General features: G+C 68.3%; 18 protein-coding genes and 2 pseudogenes. 18 read left to right on the top strand and 2 right to left on the bottom strand.

Annotation, left to right across the window (positions count from 1 at the left end; genetic code table 11):
* Window positions 1–265: 265 nt before the first annotated feature.
* The 14 genes and pseudogenes from J7E96_RS16240 (at window position 266) to J7E96_RS16180 (ending at window position 13,495) form a co-directional block, all read left to right on the top strand.
* Window positions 266–511 carry a helix-turn-helix transcriptional regulator gene (locus tag J7E96_RS16240; RefSeq protein WP_138908556.1) on the top strand — a complete coding sequence of 82 codons (246 nt, stop codon included), beginning with the start codon at window positions 266–268 and terminating at the stop codon, window positions 509–511.
* Window positions 511–1,071 carry a hypothetical protein gene (locus J7E96_RS16235; RefSeq protein WP_308295987.1) on the top strand — a complete coding sequence of 187 codons (561 nt, stop codon included), beginning with the start codon at window positions 511–513 and terminating at the stop codon, window positions 1,069–1,071. Before J7E96_RS16240 ends, J7E96_RS16235 begins: the two co-directional genes overlap by 1 nt.
* 153 nt (window positions 1,072–1,224) lie before the next feature.
* The gene (locus J7E96_RS16230; protein ID WP_251069982.1) at window positions 1,225–3,045 is read left to right on the top strand and encodes a hypothetical protein; all 1,821 of its coding nucleotides are present in this window, start codon (window positions 1,225–1,227) and stop codon (window positions 3,043–3,045) included.
* Window positions 3,032–3,412, top strand: coding sequence for a hypothetical protein (locus J7E96_RS16225; protein WP_308295986.1), 381 nt, complete (start codon window positions 3,032–3,034; stop codon window positions 3,410–3,412). The genes J7E96_RS16230 and J7E96_RS16225 overlap by 14 nt, the downstream gene beginning before the upstream one ends.
* A gap of 164 nt (window positions 3,413–3,576) precedes the next feature.
* A complete protein-coding gene (locus tag J7E96_RS16220; protein WP_215132047.1) occupies window positions 3,577–4,362 on the top strand; it encodes a serine/arginine repetitive matrix protein 2 in 786 nt (261 codons plus the stop codon).
* 139 nt (window positions 4,363–4,501) lie between these two features.
* Window positions 4,502–6,004 carry an aldehyde dehydrogenase family protein gene (locus J7E96_RS16215; protein ID WP_215132045.1) on the top strand — a complete coding sequence of 501 codons (1,503 nt, stop codon included), beginning with the start codon at window positions 4,502–4,504 and terminating at the stop codon, window positions 6,002–6,004.
* 68 nt (window positions 6,005–6,072) lie between these two features.
* The gene (locus J7E96_RS16210) at window positions 6,073–7,605 is read left to right on the top strand and encodes a GMC family oxidoreductase (RefSeq protein ID WP_215132043.1); all 1,533 of its coding nucleotides are present in this window, start codon (window positions 6,073–6,075) and stop codon (window positions 7,603–7,605) included.
* Window positions 7,605–8,693 (top strand): glycine betaine/L-proline ABC transporter ATP-binding protein, encoded by a 1,089-nt coding sequence (locus J7E96_RS16205; RefSeq protein WP_215132041.1) that lies wholly within the window; start codon window positions 7,605–7,607, stop codon window positions 8,691–8,693. Before J7E96_RS16210 ends, J7E96_RS16205 begins: the two co-directional genes overlap by 1 nt.
* Window positions 8,690–10,696 carry a proline/glycine betaine ABC transporter permease gene (locus tag J7E96_RS16200; protein WP_215132039.1) on the top strand — a complete coding sequence of 669 codons (2,007 nt, stop codon included), beginning with the start codon at window positions 8,690–8,692 and terminating at the stop codon, window positions 10,694–10,696. The genes J7E96_RS16205 and J7E96_RS16200 overlap by 4 nt, the downstream gene beginning before the upstream one ends.
* A gap of 51 nt (window positions 10,697–10,747) precedes the next feature.
* A complete protein-coding gene (locus J7E96_RS16195; protein ID WP_215132036.1) occupies window positions 10,748–11,719 on the top strand; it encodes an ABC transporter substrate-binding protein in 972 nt (323 codons plus the stop codon).
* Between the two features lie 180 nt (window positions 11,720–11,899).
* Window positions 11,900–12,130, top strand: coding sequence for a hypothetical protein (locus J7E96_RS16190; RefSeq protein WP_215132034.1), 231 nt, complete (start codon window positions 11,900–11,902; stop codon window positions 12,128–12,130).
* Window positions 12,108–12,623, top strand: a complete 516-nt coding sequence (locus tag J7E96_RS16185) for a DUF6879 family protein (RefSeq protein WP_308295985.1) — start codon at window positions 12,108–12,110, stop codon at window positions 12,621–12,623. Before J7E96_RS16190 ends, J7E96_RS16185 begins: the two co-directional genes overlap by 23 nt.
* A gap of 20 nt (window positions 12,624–12,643) precedes the next feature.
* Window positions 12,644–12,850: pseudogene (locus J7E96_RS38465) on the top strand (helix-turn-helix domain-containing protein); the annotation flags it as partial.
* The gene (locus J7E96_RS16180) at window positions 12,851–13,495 is read left to right on the top strand and encodes a DUF5753 domain-containing protein (RefSeq protein ID WP_308295988.1); all 645 of its coding nucleotides are present in this window, start codon (window positions 12,851–12,853) and stop codon (window positions 13,493–13,495) included. It begins immediately after the preceding pseudogene.
* Between the two features lie 368 nt (window positions 13,496–13,863).
* Here J7E96_RS16180 and J7E96_RS16175 read toward each other — a convergent pair whose 3' ends face one another.
* Window positions 13,864–14,385 (bottom strand): thioredoxin domain-containing protein, encoded by a 522-nt coding sequence (locus tag J7E96_RS16175; RefSeq protein ID WP_215132059.1) that lies wholly within the window; start codon window positions 14,383–14,385, stop codon window positions 13,864–13,866.
* A gap of 117 nt (window positions 14,386–14,502) precedes the next feature.
* A complete protein-coding gene (locus J7E96_RS16170; protein ID WP_215132030.1) occupies window positions 14,503–14,937 on the bottom strand; it encodes an ATP-binding protein in 435 nt (144 codons plus the stop codon).
* Between the two features lie 248 nt (window positions 14,938–15,185).
* Between J7E96_RS16170 and J7E96_RS16165 the strand changes: the two genes are divergently transcribed.
* The 4 genes and pseudogenes from J7E96_RS16165 to J7E96_RS16150 all read left to right on the top strand — a co-directional run bounded on the left by J7E96_RS16165 (window position 15,186) and on the right by J7E96_RS16150 (window position 16,932).
* Window positions 15,186–16,037 (top strand): helix-turn-helix transcriptional regulator, encoded by an 852-nt coding sequence (locus tag J7E96_RS16165; RefSeq protein WP_214972281.1) that lies wholly within the window; start codon window positions 15,186–15,188, stop codon window positions 16,035–16,037.
* Between the two features lie 9 nt (window positions 16,038–16,046).
* Window positions 16,047–16,238, top strand: coding sequence for a DUF397 domain-containing protein (locus J7E96_RS16160; protein ID WP_214972278.1), 192 nt, complete (start codon window positions 16,047–16,049; stop codon window positions 16,236–16,238).
* A 22-nt stretch (window positions 16,239–16,260) separates the two neighbouring features.
* A pseudogene (locus tag J7E96_RS16155) lies at window positions 16,261–16,431 on the top strand (DUF397 domain-containing protein); the annotation flags it as partial.
* A 39-nt stretch (window positions 16,432–16,470) separates the two neighbouring features.
* Window positions 16,471–16,932, top strand: a complete 462-nt coding sequence (locus J7E96_RS16150) for a DUF3592 domain-containing protein (protein ID WP_215132028.1) — start codon at window positions 16,471–16,473, stop codon at window positions 16,930–16,932.
* The last annotated feature ends 7 nt before the right edge of the window (window positions 16,933–16,939 follow it).

Genomic DNA, 16,939 nt, shown 5'->3' with positions numbered 1-16,939 from the left:
GAGGTCCGGTGGTCAAGGGTGAAGCGCAGCGCAATCGCCGCAGGCGACGCGACGCAGGAGCGCCCTTTACCGGCGGGCCTCCGACGCCACACTTACATGTGGCGGCCCCCATCGCAGACGCGTTCAACGCTCCGGGCCGCCCGAAGCCCGTCCCCGCCGCGCGTAGCAGCCGCAGCTGCTGGTTTCCTCCGGCCCTGACCGCTAACCCCCAACCCCTGACCCCACCGCCTTGCAGTTCTCCATCGCTATGTAGTACTTCTTATACATGAGCGAGCAGGTACACAACAGGCTGGCGATGGTTCGGGCTGAGCGTGGGGTGTCGCGGCAGGCGTTGGCTGAGGCTGTCGGGGCGCACTACCAGACCGTCGGGTACATCGAGCGCGGGCAGTACAACCCGAGCCTCGATCTCGCCCTGAAGATCGCCGAGTTCTTCGAGCTGCCGGTGGAGGCGTTGTTCTCCCTCCGGCCGTTCCGGCCGCTCACCGACGAGGTCTACGGGAGGAAGCAGTGATGACCGCAGGGCAGATGCAGATGCAGGGGCAGGGGCAGGGGCCGGCAGTAGTGGAGGTCGCTCCAGTCACTCGGTACGACCAGCGCATGTTCGCGCTGATGAACCGGGAAGAAGGTGCCGCCCTTCATGCCACAGCCGTACGCCGTCGGCTCTTCGTCGGTGCGCACATCCTCATGACAGTCGCCTCGGTGGTGTGCTGGAACGTCGTGGTCTTCGGGGAGCGGCAAGTGTGGGCGCTCGTCGCCACGCTCGCCCTGCTGCTGCCCTGGTGTTTCGTGACCGGCGTCATCAACAGCGCGACCCGCGGGCTGCTCGAACTGCGTGGCCGCGTACTCGACGAGCGGCAGCTCGCCGACCGTGACCGGGCCCGCGCCCGCGCGCACCGGCTGACCTCCGGGTTGCTGCTGGCCGCCGCCCTCGGGGTCGGTGGGGCCGGCTGGCTCGGCGACGTACACGTCGAGGGGCTGATCGCGCCCGTGCTGACCGCCGTCCTGGCCGCGCACTGGCTGATGCCGTTGTGGGTCGCCGGTCTTATGGTGCGGGACGAGCCCGGCGAGTGAAGTGAGTCCGGCCCCCTCAGAGGGGCGAGCTGGCGGGCGCGCCTCGTGGTGATCGAAACGCGTCGCCCGCACGCCTCCCGGTAGGTTTAGAATGTCACCCCTTTCCACTCGAACTCTCCTCTGCTCAAGGGGTGTTCGCACAGTGAAAGGGGCATGGTGCCTCAAACCGCCTTACCCACCCAGCCCGGCGGCCAGGACGATCTGCGCGGAAGAGATCCCGTGGCGCCCGCCGCCAGTGAGGCGACCCGGCTGCTGTGTGCCGGGGTGTATCTCGACGACGGTTACCGGGACGCGGTGATCGATGAGCTGTACGTCCACGAGGAGCGCATCGCCGCCCCGTCGTACGGCTTCGACGCCGCCCGCGTCCTCGCCCACGCCCTGCGAGCCCGCCGTACCGAACTCGCCTGGGCCGCCGGGGTGGTCGCGCTGTGGGTCTTCGCCGTCCCGCTGACCGGCGGCATGTTCGCCGTGCTCATGGGCCCGTGCCTCATGCTCAGCCTCTCCGGGTGGCTCAGGGGAAGCAGCGCGCAGCCGCCGCTGTACCGACTGGTCCCGGCATTCCTGCTGCGCTGGTACGGGCGCATTCTGCTGGCCTTCGTCATTGTGGGGCTGATCTCCGCCGCTTTCGACTCTGAGGATTCCGGCGATTCCGGGTACGGAGGCGAGTACGGAGGCGAATACAGCGGGGGTGGCGGGTTCGGTGGCTACGGGGAGTCCAGTCCGTTCGGGTCTTCGGATTCGTTTGGTATCGAGGAGCTTTTCAGCTCCGTCGGCGGGCCCGGGTCCGACCTGCCCCTCGGCAGCGCCGGTACCGCCTGGGGAATCCTCGCGCTGTTCGCCGTCCTCACGGCAGTCGTGGCGATCCGGCGCGGGCAGTTCGCCCGGATCCTGGCCAGCGAACTCTCCCCTCAGCAGTTCCCCAACCATGCCGCCGACCCCGCCGAACGCGGCACAGGGCTGCGTTTCGGCCGGCTCGCGCAGCACATCCGGGTCGAGCAGCACGCACCCCTGGTCATGTACAACGCCTCGCAGCCCTTCTGTGGCGCAGGCCTTCCGTACCAGCCGTGGAATCTTTCCGTCGAACTCCGTCCGCGCAGGGACAGCACCCCCGAGGCGATCGACAACGCGAAGATCATCAATCGCATCGTCCCGCTGGTCGAGGCACTGCGCGTCCCCTCGCCGCACGGATCGCCGCAGCTCGCGGCCGCCGTGCGGGACCGGCTGCGCGAGCTCCGGACCGACGAGTGCGTCTTCCTGCCGGTCGCCGGACTCACCCGGCGCGACCAGGCGCCGTACGACTCCACGGGGTTCGAGGCCCATCGCAGTGGGTCCGTGGAGGAGGGCGGCGAGAGCCGTCGGCACTTCCTGCGGATCCGGGTGGGAGGCTGGAGCGAGGAGGTCGTGGTCACGGTTTTCGTACGGGTCCACACCCAGGGCGGCATGCTGATGCTGGAGGTGGCGCCGCATGTGCTGCTGCCCGTACGGCAGTTGTTCCAGGACGCCGACCGGATCGCCCACCGGCACCGCAACAACAACTGGTTCGGCAAGGCCGTCTGGGCACTCACTCGCACACCCCGCTCGTTCGGAAGCGCGCTCGCGGCGCTGGGTCGCGGCGCCATCAGCGGGTGGAAGATGCTCACCGGCGGGAACGGCGGCGCGCTGCCGGACGGGCCCGCGCGGTCGGTGCGTGAGCTCGGTTCCGACTGGGACGCGTCGCTGTTCCAGGACATGGACATCAACCGCTACCTGAAGAGCGTCCAGGACCGGGTGACCGGCGGGGTGCGGCTGGCGCTGCACGAAGCGGGCTGGCAGACCGACGAGTTCGAGCAGAAGATCGTGAACGTCGGGTCGGGCGGGGTCTTCATCGAGTCAGCACACGGAAGTGCCATTGGGATTGGTGACGGGAACAGCGTCACTAACACCAACAACAACAGCAGCAGCAAAGATGGGGGAGCGCGTCGTGGGAAAGCCTGATGAGCAGCCGTCGGTTCACGTCGGGACCGTGAACAACAGTGCCATCGGTATTGGGAATGGGAACACTGTCGCCAATACCAACGCGAATTCCGGCGCAGTGCCGTCCCGGGACCCGGCGCAGGAAGAGCTGCTGCTCGCCGTACGGGAGCTTCGGGCCGACCTGGACCGGCTGCTCGCCACCGAGACCACCACCGTCCTCGACGCCGAGCTCGTCTCCACGGAGGAGGAGATCGAGGCCGCGGGCCAGGCCACTCCCGGGCGCCTCGCCCGGCTGCGGGACGCGCTTACGGCGGCGGGCCCGAGTGTGGAGGTCCTGGCGTCGGGAGCCGCCGCCGTGGCCGCGGTCGGCGCACTGCTGGGAGGCTGAGCATGGCCGGGCCGTACTGGAACGATGAGGCGCAGCGCTGGGAGAGTGGTGAGGAGGGGCCGCCGCTTCCTCACACCCCGCAGCCTCCGCCGTTGCCGCCCCTGCCGTCGATACCTCCACCTGCACCGCCGTCGCCGTCGCTTGATTCGCTCGCCCCGGCTTATGTGCCTCCCGCGTACGATCCCGGCGCCGGCCCGCGTTCCTTACGAGGCCGGATTTCGCCGCTCGCCGCGGGGGCCGCGGTCGTCGTACTGGCGCTGGGCGCGGCGACCGTGTGGTTCACCGTGGGGAACCGTGGCGGCGATCAGGAGCGTACGGGTGCGGAAGGGCCGCAGGCCGTTCAGTCAGCGGAAGGCACGGCGGAAGGCACGGGGCAAAGCGCGGCGGAAAGCACCGCTGACAGCACCGCTTCCGGTGAAACCACCGCGGAGGAGTCCGTTACGCCGGACGCGCCGAGCGCGACGGATTCGCCGGACGCGACCGGCGCCGCGCAGGTGCCCGCCGGATATCGGCTGGTGGAGGACCCCGAGGGCTTCTCCGTCGCCGTCCCCGACGGCTGGGAGCGCAGCCTGGAGAACGAGCGGGTCTTCTACCGGACGGCCGACCGGGCCTCGCTCGTACAGATCTTCCGGGTCACCGAAACCGGCATGACCCCCGGTGCGGCGGTGCGCCTGGCTTCCGGGGGGCTGCGGGACGGCACCGAGGGCTACGAGGAGATCAGCGTGGGCCCGGTGGACGGTGCCGTCAACGAGAGCATGTCCGCCGAGCTCGTCTATGAGTACGACAGCGAGGAGAGCGGCGGGCGCCGCAGGGGCGTCGAGCGCGTCTTCCGCGTCTCCAGCGGTGACCTGTGGGCCGTGCTGGTCGCGGCACCTGCCGATGAGTGGCCGCTACAGGAGAAGATCATCGGCACGGCGATCGAACACTTCAAACCGAATGGCGCGTTTTGACCGGTTTTGCCTCCTGGCGGTCGTGATGCAGGGCACTTTCAGCCACGTATGCGCATGCTTCCCGGCCCAGGGGGGAGGGCTCCCGGTTGCCGGTCTCCTTACTGGCGGAACATATCGGGAACGGAAGGCGAAACGCGACGTGTCGGTACAACAGACCATCCATGTGGGCGGGAAGTGGCAGGCAGCCGCTTCCGGCGCCACGCGCGAGATCATCGACCCCTCGGACGCCAAGCCCTTCGCCGTCATCGCCGAGGGCGGTGCCGCGGACGTCGATGCCGCGGTGGCAGCGGCCCGTACGGCATTCGACACGGGCGAGTGGCCCCGTACCCCGGTGGCCGAGCGGGCCGCGTTGCTGCGGCGCGTCGGTGAGCTGCTCCAGCGGGACCGCGAGGAGATCGCGCTGCTCGAAAGCCGCGACGCGGGCAAGACGCTGGAGGAGGGCCGGGTCGACGTCGACTGCGTGACCGACGCCTTCCGGTACTTCGCGGACCTCGTCATCAATGAGGGCGCAGGGCGGGTTGTCGACGCCGGTTCTCCCGAGATCCACAGCGTCGTCGTGCACGAGCCGGTCGGCGTCTGTGCGCTCATCGCGCCCTGGAACTATCCGCTGCTCCAGGCCAGCTGGAAGATCGCCCCGGCCCTGGCAGCGGGCAACACCTTCGTGATCAAGCCGAGCGAGATCACGCCGCTGACGACGGTCGCGCTCATGGAGCTGCTCGTCGAGGCGGGCCTGCCGGCCGGTGTCGCCAACCTCGTGACCGGCGCCGGCGACCCCGTGGGGGCCCGGATGTCCGAGCACCCCGACGTCGACCTCGTGTCGTTCACCGGCGGACTCGCCAGCGGTACGAAGGTGATGCGGGCGGCGGCGGTCACCGTGAAGAAGGTCGCGCTGGAGCTGGGCGGCAAGAACCCCAACGTCGTCTTCGCCGATGCCTGCGCGACGGAAGAAGGGTTCGACACCGCCGTCGATCAGGCCCTGAACGCCGCGTTCATCCACAGTGGGCAGGTCTGCTCGGCCGGTTCCCGGCTCATCATCGAGGAGTCGGTACGGGAGCGGTTCGTCGCCGAGCTCGCCCGCCGGGCCGCGAAGATCCGGCTCGGGCGCGGGACGGAGGACGGGGTCGAGTGCGGGCCGCTCGTCTCCGCTCAGCAGCTGGAAAAGACGGAGATGTACGTCGCGTCCGCGCTGGAGGAGGGCGCGGTGCTGCGCTCCGGCGGCGCGCGGCCCGAGGCGTCCGACGTACGGCCGGCCGAAGGGTACTTCTACGCGCCGACGGTCCTCGACCAGTGCCACCGCGAGATGCGCGTCGTACGGGAAGAGGTCTTCGGGCCCGTCCTGACGGTGGAGACCTTCCGTACCGAGGACGAGGCCGTCGCCCTCGCCAATGACACCGAGTACGGGCTGGCCGGTGGGGTGTGGACGGCCGACGCCGGGCGCGCGAGGCGCGTCGCGGGGCGGCTGCGGCACGGCACCGTGTGGATCAACGACTTCCATCCCTACCTGCCGCAGGCGGAGTGGGGTGGGTTCGGCAAGTCGGGCGTCGGGCGTGAGCTGGGCCCGTCCGGGCTGGCCGAGTACCGCGAGGCCAAGCACATCTACCAGAACTTGGCACCCCGTCCCGTGCGCTGGTTCGCGGGCTGAGGTTCCCCCCTCACACGCCGGAAGCGCTGAATTTTTTCCGTGGTTGCACGAAAGAGGAGCAGTAACCCATGCCTGTATACGACTACGTCGTCGTCGGCGGCGGCACCGCTGGTTCGGTGATCGCGTCCCGGCTCACCGAGGACCCGTCCGTTCGCGTCGCCGTGATCGAGGGTGGCCCCTCCGACGTCGACCGCCCCGAAGTGCTCACGCTGCGCCGCTGGATGGGCCTGCTCGGCGGTGAGCTCGACTACGACTACCCCACCACCGAGCAGCCGCGCGGCAACTCCCACATCCGGCACAGCCGCGCCCGCGTCCTGGGCGGCTGTTCCTCGCACAACACCCTCATCGCCTTCCAGCCCCTGCCGTCCGACTGGGACGAGTGGGCGGCCGCCGGGGCCGAGGGGTGGGACGCCGCGGCCATGGGGCCGTACTTCCACAAGCTTCGCAACAACATCGTGCCGGTCGACGAGAAGGACCGGAACGCCATCGCCCGCGACTTCGTCGACGCGGCGCAGGACGCCATCGGCGTACCGCGCGTGGAAGGGTTCAACAAGGAGCCGTTCCACGAGGGTGTCGGCTTCTTCGACCTCGCCTACCACCCCGAGAACAACAAGCGCTCGTCCGCGTCCGTCGCGTACCTGCACCCCTTCCTCGACCGGCCGAACCTCCACATCATGCTGGAGAGCTGGGCGTACAAGCTGGAGCTGGAAGGGACGCGGGCGACCGGTGTCCGGGTCCGGACCAAGGACGGGGAAGAGGTTCTCGTCGAGGCGAGCCGCGAAGTGCTGGTGTGCGCCGGCGCCGTGGACACGCCGCGGCTGCTGATGCACTCCGGCATCGGTCCGAAGGCCGACCTCGAAGCGCTCGGGATTCCCGTCGTGCTCGACCTGCCCGGCGTGGGCGAGAACCTGCTCGACCATCCCGAGTCGGTCATCGTCTGGGAGACGGACGGGCCGATCCCCGAGAACTCGGCCATGGACTCGGACGCGGGGCTGTTCGTGCGAAGGGACCCGGAGAGCCGCGGGCCCGACCTGATGTTCCACTTTTATCAGATTCCGTTCACGGACAATCCGGAACGGCTCGGGTACGAGCGCCCCGCGCACGGCGTGTCGATGACCCCGAACATCCCCAAGCCGCGCAGCCGCGGCCGGCTCTTCCTGACCAGCGCCGATCCGGCTGTCAAGCCCTCGTTGGATTTCCGTTACTTCACCGACCCCGAGGACTACGACGGCCGTACGCTCGTCGACGGCATCCGCATCGCCCGCGAGATCGCCAAGGCCGAACCGCTGGCCAAGTGGCTCAAGCGCGAGGTCTGCCCCGGACCCGACGTCACCACCGACGAGGACATCAGCGAGTACGCCCGCAAGGTCGCGCACACCGTGTACCACCCGGCGGGGACCTGCCGGATGGGCGCCTCGTCCGACGAACTCGCCGTAGTTACACCGGACTTGAAAATCCGTGGCCTCGAAGGCATCCGTATCGCCGACGCGTCCGTCTTCCCGACGATGCCCGCAGTGAACCCGATGATCGGGGTCCTGATGGTCGGGGAGAAGTGCGCCGAACTGCTTGCCTCAACAACTGCACCGGGAGGTGATGCGTGATGACCGACAACCACACCACCAAGAAGACTGACGACCCCGCCGCCGCCGAACCGGTTTTCTCCGTACAGAATCTGTGGAAGGTCTTCGGACCCAAGGCCGGCCGAATACCGGCCAACGCGGACTACGCCGAACTGTCCGCCGAAGAGCTGCGGGCCCGCACCGGCTGTACCGCCGCCGTGCGCGACGTCTCCTTCGACGTACAGAAGGGCGAGGTCTTCGTCGTCATGGGGCTCTCGGGCTCCGGCAAGTCGACCCTCGTACGCTGCCTGACCCGCCTCATCGAGCCGACCTCCGGCGCCATCGCCATCGACGGCGAGGACGTCCTGTCCATGGACAAGTCGCGGCTGCGCGAACTGCGCCGGCACCGCGCCTCCATGGTCTTCCAGCACTTCGGTCTGCTGCCGCACCGGTCCGTCATCGACAACGTCGCCTATGGGCTCGAAATCCAGGGCATGGGGCGGGCCGAGCGGCGCGCGAAGGCCGCCGAGGTCGTCGAGAAGGTCGGCCTGGGAGGGATGGGAGAGCGCCGGCCGAGCCAGCTGTCCGGTGGGCAGCAGCAGCGAGTGGGGCTTGCCCGGGCTCTTGCCGTCGACCCCGAAGTGCTGCTCTTCGACGAGCCGTTCAGCGCGCTCGACCCGCTGATCCGCCGCGACATGCAGGAAGAAGTCATCCGCCTGCACCGCGAAGAGGGCCGCACCATGGTCTTCATCACGCACGACCTGAGCGAGGCGCTGCGGCTCGGCGACCGGATCGCGCTGATGCGCGACGGCCGGATCGTGCAGCTCGGCACCCCTGAGGAGATCGTCGGCGAGCCCGCCGACGATTACGTGCGGGACTTCGTGCGTGACGTACCGCGCGAGCAGGTCATGACCGTACGCACGGCCATGCGGCCCGCCGAGGTCGGCGAGGCCGAGAGCGGTGCTTCCGTGTCCCCCGACGCCACCGTCTCGACCGCCATCGAGGCCGTCGCGCGCACCGGCGAGCCCGCCCGCGTCATGGAGGGCGGACGCTGCATCGGCGTCGTCGACCACCAGGGGCTGCTCGCGGTTGTAGCGGGCATCGGTACGGCGAAGGCGGTTGCCGCATGACGGCGGCCGTCACCACGCCCGCGAAGGAGGCCGTGGCGCCCACCCCCGGCCGGTTCGGCACTCTCGTACGTCACCGCACCGGGCGCAAGCTGCTGCCGCTCGCCGTGGCCGCGTTCGTGCTCGTACCGCTCGGGGTCGTGCTGTGGGGCGGCGGCAGCTGGCCCGCCGGCCTGACCGTCGACGTGTCGGGGCCGCTCGACGACGCCAACGAATGGGTCATCGACAACCGCGACACGCACCCCCTCTTCCTCTACTTCCTGCTCCATCTCTCCAACACCGCGACCGACGCCGTCAACGCCGTCTACAACGGTCTGAATGCCCTCGGCTGGGCCGGCTTCGCGGTGATGGCTGTCCTCTTCGCCTGGCGCGCCGCCGGACTCGACCGGCGCGGCGCGAAGACGGCGGGCGTCGCGGTCGGCGTGTTCGCCGTGTGCGGGGTGCTCGGGATGTGGGACGCCACGCTGCTCACCATCGCGCTGATGGTGGTGGCCGTCGCGTGCGCGTCTGTGCTGGGGATTGTGCTGGGGCTCGCGGCCGGGCTCTCCGACCGCTTCCACCGGATGCTGCGGCCGGTGCTCGACACCATGCAGGTCATGCCGGCGTTCGCGTACCTGCTGCCGTTCGTGCTCGTCTTCGGCACCGGTACGCCCGCCGCGCTCTTCTGTACGGTCATCTACGCCGCCCCGCCGATGGCCCGCCTCACCGCCCTCGGGCTGCGCGGCGCCGACGCCGGTGTCCTGGAGGCCTCGGCCTCGCTCGGCGCCAGCGGCCCGCAGCGGCTGTGGACGGCGCGGCTGCCGCTCGCGCGCAAGGAAATGCTGCTCGGCCTCAACCAGACGATCATGATGGCGCTGTCGATGGTCGTCATCGCGGCGCTCGTCGGCGCGGGTGGGCTGGGTGAAGAGGTCTACTCGGCTCTGTCGACCGTCGACGTCGGCAAGGCGCTCGCGGCCGGCATCCCGATCGTGCTGATCGCGGTCTGGCTGGACCGTACGACCGCTGCGGCGGGCGAGCGTATCGGCACCTCGGTGCCGGGTGGCCCGCGGCTGCTGCACGGGTGGCGTGCCTGGGCGCTGGTCGCCGTCGTCACCGCGGCCGCTGCCGCGGCCGGGCGGGCGCTGCTGACGCAGACCTGGCCGGAGGCCTGGACGTACGGCATCTCCACGCCCGTCAACAAGGCGCAGGACTGGATCACCGAGCACCTCGCTTCGGGCATCCCGGTCCTCGGCGGCACCGAGGTGTGGTCGGAAAGCTTCACGCTGTGGGTGCTCAACCCGCTGCGTGACGGGCTGGTGTGGCTGCCCTGGTGGGCGGTGCTGCTGCTCGTGGCGGGGCTGGCGTGGCTGGTGGGGTCGTGGGCGACCGCGGTCACCTCCACGCTCGCGATGGGCGCCATCGGCGTACTCGGCGTATGGACGAAGTCCCTCGACACGCTGTCCCAGGTGATCGCGGCGCTCTTCGTGACGCTGCTGCTGGGCTTCGCGCTCGGGATCGCGGCGGCGCGGGCCGGGCGCTTCGAACGGTGGATGCGGCCGGTGCTCGATGCCATGCAGACGATGCCGCAGTTCGTGTATCTGATCCCGGTGGTCGCACTGTTCGGTGTCACGCGCGCGTCGGCGATCATCGCGGCTGTTGTGTACGCCCTGCCCGCCGTCGTCCGCATCACCACCCAGGGGATCCGGGAAGTCGACCCGTCCGCCCTGGAGGCCTCGCGCTCCATGGGCGCCGGCTCCTGGCAGCAACTCCGCCAGGTCCAGTTGCCGCTGGCCCGCCCGGCGCTCCAGCTCGCCGTCAACCAGGGCGTGGTGCTCGTGCTCGCCGTGGTCGTCGTCGGCGCCCTCGTCGGCGGTGGCGCACTCGGTTACGACGTGGTCAAGGGACTGTCGCGCGGCGAGATGGGCGTCGGCATGACAGCCGGTGCCGCGATCGTCTGCCTCGGGCTCGTACTCGACCGGCTCACTCAGCCGGGCGCGGGCCGCTCCCGTGGCCGTAACAACAGCTGACACCCCCTTCTTACTCACTCCTGCCAGACAGAGAAGAGAGTCATCCTCACCATGCGCATGAATATGAATTCGCGAATACTCCGCACGGCCGCCGCCTCCGCCGCCGCCCTCGGCCTGCTCGCCCTCAGCGGGTGCGGCGCGGCCAAGACCGGCAAGAGCGACGAGGCCGGCGACCAGAAGACCGTGAAGCTGACCGTCCCGTCGTGGGTCGGCGCCCAGGCCAACACCGCGGTCGCGGCGTACCTCCTGGAGAAGGAGCTCGGCTACACCGTCAAGACCCAGCAGATGGGCGAGGTCCTCGCGTGGGACGCGCTGTCGAAGGGCGACATCGACGGGATCCTTGAGGACTGGGGCCACCCCAAGGAGGAGAAGCAGTACGTCGACACCAAGAAGACCGTCGTCAAGGGCGGCGACCTCGGTGTCACCGGGCACATCGGCTGGTTCGTACCGAAGTACTTCGCGGACAAGCACCCGGACGTCACGGACTGGAAGAACCTCAACAAGTACGCCGACGAGTTCAAGACCGCGGAGAGCGGTGACAAGGGCGAGATCCTCGAAGGGTCGCCCGACTACGTCACCAACGACGACGCGATCATCAAGAACCTGAAGCTGAACCTGAAGACGAACTACTCGGGTTCCGAGGCCAGCCAGATCACGGCCATGAAGAAGTACGCCAAGGCGAAGAAGCCGTTCCTGACGTACTGGTGGACGCCGCAGTGGCTGAACGCCGAGATCGACATGGTCGAGGTCAAGCTGCCGGCGTACAAGGAAGGCTGCGACGCCGACCCCAAGAAGGTCGCCTGCGCGTACCCGAACACGCCGCTCCAGAAGTTCTTCAACGCGGACTTCGCGAAGAACGGCGGCAAGGCGGCGGAGTTCCTGAAGAACTTCAAGTGGACGACCGAGCAGCAGAACGAGGTCGCCCTGATGATCGCGGACGAGAAGCTGTCGCCCGAGGCCGCGGCCGAGAAGTGGGTCAAGGCGAACGAGTCGACATGGAAGGCCTGGCTGCCGAAGAAGTAACCACTGGCCCCCTCCCGGGGCCCCACCACCTGAGCGCGCTCCGGAACGCCGCGAACCCGGCATTCCGGAGCCGTTCGGCGTTTCGCCGGGGTTGTGTCGCAAGTTTGCGCAAGTAGCTGGTCTCCGGCCGCTCGTTGGCCGCAAGATCAGGCACAGCGAGTCCCCGACAAGGAGGCCGGCATGGCACTGCACAGGTTGGGCAAGGACCCCGAGAGTAAGAACGGTGGATCGCCGACCGTCTTCTACGACGACCAGACTGACAACTATGTGCTCCAGGGCTGGAAGGTCACGGACGCGGAGCGTCTGGCGCAGTTGGACATGCCCGACCACGAGACCGTGATCGAGTTTCCCAGGCGGATGATGCGGTTCTTCCTGGAGGTGGAGGCGCGTGGCGTTGGAGACGACGTTTGAGGAGCTGTTCCGCTCGGCGATGCGGTCGGCAGCCCACCTGGAGATGCGCGACGGCTACATGCTGGACGACCCGTCGTTCGTGGCATGGAAGAAGGACCACAGCATCATCGTGGACGATGCCGAGAGCCAGTGGTGGCGCGATCTCGTCCGCTCGACGACGGCTCGCGGGGTTCACGTACGCAGGGCGAGGATCATCTCCGAGCCGCTGAGTGACTATACGCGCTTCGAGTACGAAATCACCGAGCAGCACAACATCGCGGCCGGCGAGCAGGTTCGGTGGCTTCCCCGTCGCGGGGCGAGCGACATCGCGCTGCCAGGGAACGACTTCTGGCTGTTCGACGGCGAGCTGCTCATGGTGAATCACTTCACCGGCAACGGCGATTGGACGGACACAGAGATCATTACCGAACCGGCGGTCGTCGAGCTCTGCACCACCGCCTTCGCAGCGGTCTGGGAGCGCGCCACCCCGCACAGCGACTACCGGCCCGGGTGACGGCGTACAGCGGACGGACCATGGCTCCACACTCACCATCGTCGAGCGCGCGGCAGGCACGGCGGGATCTCGGCCGGCGCCTGGAAGACGTACGAAAAGAAGCGGGCCTGTCGGCGCGGGAACTTGCTGCCCGCGCCGGCTGGCACGAATCAAAGTGCTCACGTCTCCAGAGCGGCAGGACCCTGCCATCAGAGGCGGACATACGGGCATGGACGCTGCACTGCGGCGTGCCGGACCAGGCCGAAGACCTCATCGCTGCCGTGCGGGGAGTCGAGGGCATGTACGTGGAGTGGCGTCGGCAGACCCGCTCCGGACTGCGCCATGTCCAGCAAGCCGGAGTGCCGCTGTACGAACGCACCCGGCACTTCCGCATCTACGAACCAGGCGTGGTTCCCGGACTGTTGCAGACACCCGCCTACGCGCACGCGCTGATGGGCGCGATCGTCGCCTTCCAGCAGATCCCCGACGACACCGAAGCCGCGGTCGCGGCGCGCATGGCCAGGCAAAGGGTGCTGCACCACGGCACCCGCACCTTCGCCATGCTGCTGGAGGAGTCGGCCGTACGCGCCCGCGTCGCGGACGACGCTGTGATGGCCGGACAGCTCGGCCATCTCCTCCAAGCTGCGTCGTTGCCGCGGGTGAGTCTCGGCATCATCCCCGCCTCCGCAACGCGGACCATGTGGCCTGTTGAAGGCTTCTGGATCTTCGATGAGGAACGGGTACTTGTGGAGCTGGTCACTGCCGAGGTGACTGTCACGCAGCCCCGAGAGATCGGCCTGTATATGCGTACGTTCGCCTCGCTGGCCGAACTGGCGGTCTACGGCTCTTCCGCGCGATCGCTGATCACGACGGCGATCGACGACCTGGGGTGACCGAGTGCAAGCTCGCGCACATTCGTGGAGGCTGCGAACTCTCCCTCCGTAGCGTCCGCATGAGGCAGTGACGATGCGCCCAGGAAAGGAGGGGAACGACACCCATGAGCGAAGCCAAGACGACCATGGCGCCTCCGGTGTACCTGGGCCTTCCCCGGAAGCCTCCGCAGCCGGACATGCGGTGTGATGTGTGCCGGGCCCTGGCGAGAGAGCGCAGAGAAGCGGCGGCCGCGCGCGACTGGTCGCGGCTGACGGACTGCGATGTAGAGATCGGACGACACCCTGGAGCGCACGCATGACGGCTCTGCGGGCGATGTAAGGATCCGGACCGGCAGAGCGCCGCTCAGCTGATCGAGGATGCCACCGGCCTACGACAGGTCGTTGACGTAGGCGGACAGGCGCCCCTTGCCGTAAAGGGAACTCTGTCGCAATGTGGGCAGGACTTTGCCATTAATGGCTAGGGTCGGGACGTCCGGGTCCGCCTCGTCGTACGTGTGCTCGGCTGCGGCCAGGAAGTCCTCGTACGCCATGGTCTCTACGGCCTTCTCGAAGGCGGCATTCCGCAGCCCAGGGATGCATGAGGCCAGACGGAGCAGTGAGGCGTCCGTGTAGCCACCCTTCGTGTAGTTCTCGGCCACAAGCTTGTGGAACTCGGCGAAATGGTCCAGCTCCAGTGCCGCACGCAGCGCGTTGATGACCTTCAACGCGGAGCCATCGCTCCATCGACTCTCGCCAAGGACAGAGACAAACACGTACTCGGTCTTCACCGTGCGTGCGAGCATCAGCTCCCGTAGGTCGGGGCCTATCTCGGTCGTCTCGAACTCCCGGCAGATGCCTATAGCCAGATCCTCGTAGACGCGAATCGTCGTGGGTGCCTTGGGATCACCCAGTCGGCAGCCGCTCCGGGGAGGCGGTGGGAACGGTCACTCAGCGGCCTGGAATCCGGCCGGGAGGTGTCCATAACCGTACAGAAGAGGGAAGTTGGAGCCCACCGCAGTCGTCCGTCTTTACGCGGCGCGCAGTTCGCACCAGACGTATTTGCCGCTGTCGTCGTCGGCCGTGGTGAGGGGGTACCAGCCCCAGTTGTCGGCGTAGGTCCGGATGAGGTCGAGGCCGCGGCCGTGTTCGGCGTCCATGGTGGCGGGCTGCCTGGGCGGCGGCGCGGGCGGGGTGGGGTCCGCGTCCCAGGCGCCGATACGAAGGATTCTGTCCGCCCAGCGCAGGCGGAGGGCGGCGGGGCCCTTGGTGTGGCGTACGGCGTTGCTGATCAGCTCGGTGGCCAGGAGCTCGGCGGCTTCGGCGAGGTGGGGCAGGCCGTGGGCGTTGAGGATCAGGCGCAGGGTGCGGCGGCAGATGGTGACGGCGCGGGGGTCGTGGGGGATGTAAAGGGTGTACTGCCAGGGTTCGGTGTCACTGCCGGTGTTCTTCGTTGAATTCGGCATGCGAGGACTCCGTGTGGAGTGAGGGAGGTGGCTGGTGCGCGGCGGTCGTTGGGCGGTGGCAATGTCGCGGCCGTCATGGCATGGCGGTGCGGTGCACTTCCGGAGTCCCGGTGATCGCAGCGTGTGCGACGCATCACTCACCGTAGGGTAAAAATTTTTACCTGCGCAAGTCCCTGGCGTAATCTGCCACCCGAATGGGGCGAGTCAATCTGCCCTGACCCACTGGCTATTGAGAAGGTGCCGATCACATGACAGCGAGGAGTCAGCCGACCGCCCGCCAGGTACGCCTGGGCGCCGAGCTGCGCAAACTTCGGGAAGCTGCGGGGATGTCAGCCCGAGAGGTGGCGGGGGTTCTGGGGTCGAACTCAGCCCAGATGAGCCAGATGGAGGCGGGTAACTCGGGCGTCGGCGAGGAGCGTGTGCGCAGGCTCGCTGCCCACTGTGCCTGTGCTGACGCGGCGTTGATCGACGCCTTGGTCGCGATGGCCACCGACCGTACGCGCGGTTGGTGGGAGGAGTATCGGGGGGTGCTGCCGCCAGGGTTCTTGGACCTGGCGGAGCTGGAGCATCACGCATCGTTTCTGCGTGACGTGGCCATGACGTACGTACCGGGGCTCTTGCAGACGGCGGACTACGCTCGTGCGGTCTACTCGTATATGGGCTTGGAGCTTCCGCCGAGCGAGCTCGAACCCAGGGTGGAGCACCGGATGGGGCGCAAGGTGGTCATCGAGGGCGACAATCCCACTGCGTACGAGGCGATCATTCACGAGTCCGTGCTGCGTACTCGCGTATCGGGCCGCCAGGTGGCCGGTGCACAGCTTCAGGAGATTCTGCGGCAGGCCGAGGCTGGACACGTCGTGGTGCGCGTAGTCCCCTTCGACGTGGACGGATTCGCCGGGGCTGGGGCCACGATGATGTATGCGGGTGGTGCGGTGCCCCAACTGGACACCGTGCTTCGTGACGGCCCGCATGGTGCTGCCTTTATCGGTGCGGAGTCACAACTGGGTCGGTTTCGAAGGTTGTTTCGTAAGGTGGAGGAAGTAGTGCTCGATCCCCTGGCGTCGCGGGATCTCATCCACCGCATGACGAAGGAACTGTGAGGCATCAGCATGACCAGCAAGTCTGTTCAGTGGCAGAAGTCTTCCTTCTCTGGCGGAGGCGACGGTGACAGCTGTGTGGAGCTGGCCAGCTCGCAGAGCGGCATCTGGCTCCGTGAAAGCGACGAACCGGCCCAGGTCCTGTCGGTCACCCGCGACGGGATCGCGGCCTTGATACGTCGCGTACGGGCGGAGCAGCCGTGACTCCCCCACACGCTGGCAGAAGTCGTCGCTCTCGGGAGGAGTCGATGGTAACGAGTGCGTTGAGGTTGCTGCCGCCGACGGCGTGATCCGGCTGCACGAGAGCGACGAGCCGTCCCGGGTGCTGTCGATCAACCGGGCCGGGCTTACGGCGCTCATACGTCACGTACATCATGTACGGGCAGAGCAGGAGTGAGCGCTTAAGGGCTACTTGCCCACAACGGGGGGATCACCGATGGACTTCATGTTCTACGCCGTACCCGCGCTGATCGCGGCCGTCGCCGTGCTCATGGCTGCCAAGACCGTTGTCTCGTTGCTGCGGCTGCGCGAGGCGTGGCGCAGTGGGCTCACCGCTGAGGCGCGGTGCCTGCGTACGTATACGACGACGCGCAGCGGCGGGGACAGCGGGTCTCGCACGACCCTGCATCACGTGTACGAGTTCACGGTGCCCGGCGGCGCCGCACCCGTGCGATTCGAGGAGACGAACGGTCCCGGCACGATCGTCGAGGGGGACATCGTGCCTGTCCATTACCCTGCGGGCTGCCCGGACCGGGCCACCGCGCAGCCGCCGTCGAGTGCGGTGCGGGCGACGGCCGGTGCGGTGTTCGTGGTGGTGTTCTGCGCCGTGATGGTGGCGTTCTGCGTCTTCTTCGCGATGTCGTACGCGACGATGTCCGACCTCTGGAGCGACTTCTGATCGCGGT

The organism is Streptomyces sp. ISL-96 (assembly GCF_018614035.1).
GTDB lineage: Bacteria > Actinomycetota > Actinomycetes > Streptomycetales > Streptomycetaceae > Streptomyces.
Note: the sequence above shows the minus strand (reverse complement) of the source record. Positions and strands in the feature narration are given on the sequence as shown.

Bases quoted from the DNA above. Each gene is read 5' to 3' on its own strand.
- J7E96_RS16240 (WP_138908556.1), top strand. From the start codon at position 266: ATGAGCGAGCAGGTACACAACAGGCTGGCGATGGTTCGGGCTGAGCGT.
- J7E96_RS16235 (WP_308295987.1), top strand. From the start codon at position 511: ATGACCGCAGGGCAGATGCAGATGCAGGGGCAGGGGCAGGGGCCGGCA.
- J7E96_RS16230 (WP_251069982.1), top strand. From the start codon at position 1,225: ATGGTGCCTCAAACCGCCTTACCCACCCAGCCCGGCGGCCAGGACGAT.
- J7E96_RS16210 (WP_215132043.1), top strand. From the start codon at position 6,073: ATGCCTGTATACGACTACGTCGTCGTCGGCGGCGGCACCGCTGGTTCG.
- J7E96_RS16205 (WP_215132041.1), top strand. From the start codon at position 7,605: ATGACCGACAACCACACCACCAAGAAGACTGACGACCCCGCCGCCGCC.
- J7E96_RS16200 (WP_215132039.1), top strand. From the start codon at position 8,690: ATGACGGCGGCCGTCACCACGCCCGCGAAGGAGGCCGTGGCGCCCACC.
- J7E96_RS16195 (WP_215132036.1), top strand. From the start codon at position 10,748: ATGCGCATGAATATGAATTCGCGAATACTCCGCACGGCCGCCGCCTCC.
- J7E96_RS16190 (WP_215132034.1), top strand. From the start codon at position 11,900: ATGGCACTGCACAGGTTGGGCAAGGACCCCGAGAGTAAGAACGGTGGA.
- J7E96_RS16170 (WP_215132030.1), bottom strand. From the start codon at position 14,937: ATGCCGAATTCAACGAAGAACACCGGCAGTGACACCGAACCCTGGCAG.
- J7E96_RS16165 (WP_214972281.1), top strand. From the start codon at position 15,186: ATGACAGCGAGGAGTCAGCCGACCGCCCGCCAGGTACGCCTGGGCGCC.
- J7E96_RS16160 (WP_214972278.1), top strand. From the start codon at position 16,047: ATGACCAGCAAGTCTGTTCAGTGGCAGAAGTCTTCCTTCTCTGGCGGA.
- J7E96_RS16150 (WP_215132028.1), top strand. From the start codon at position 16,471: ATGGACTTCATGTTCTACGCCGTACCCGCGCTGATCGCGGCCGTCGCC.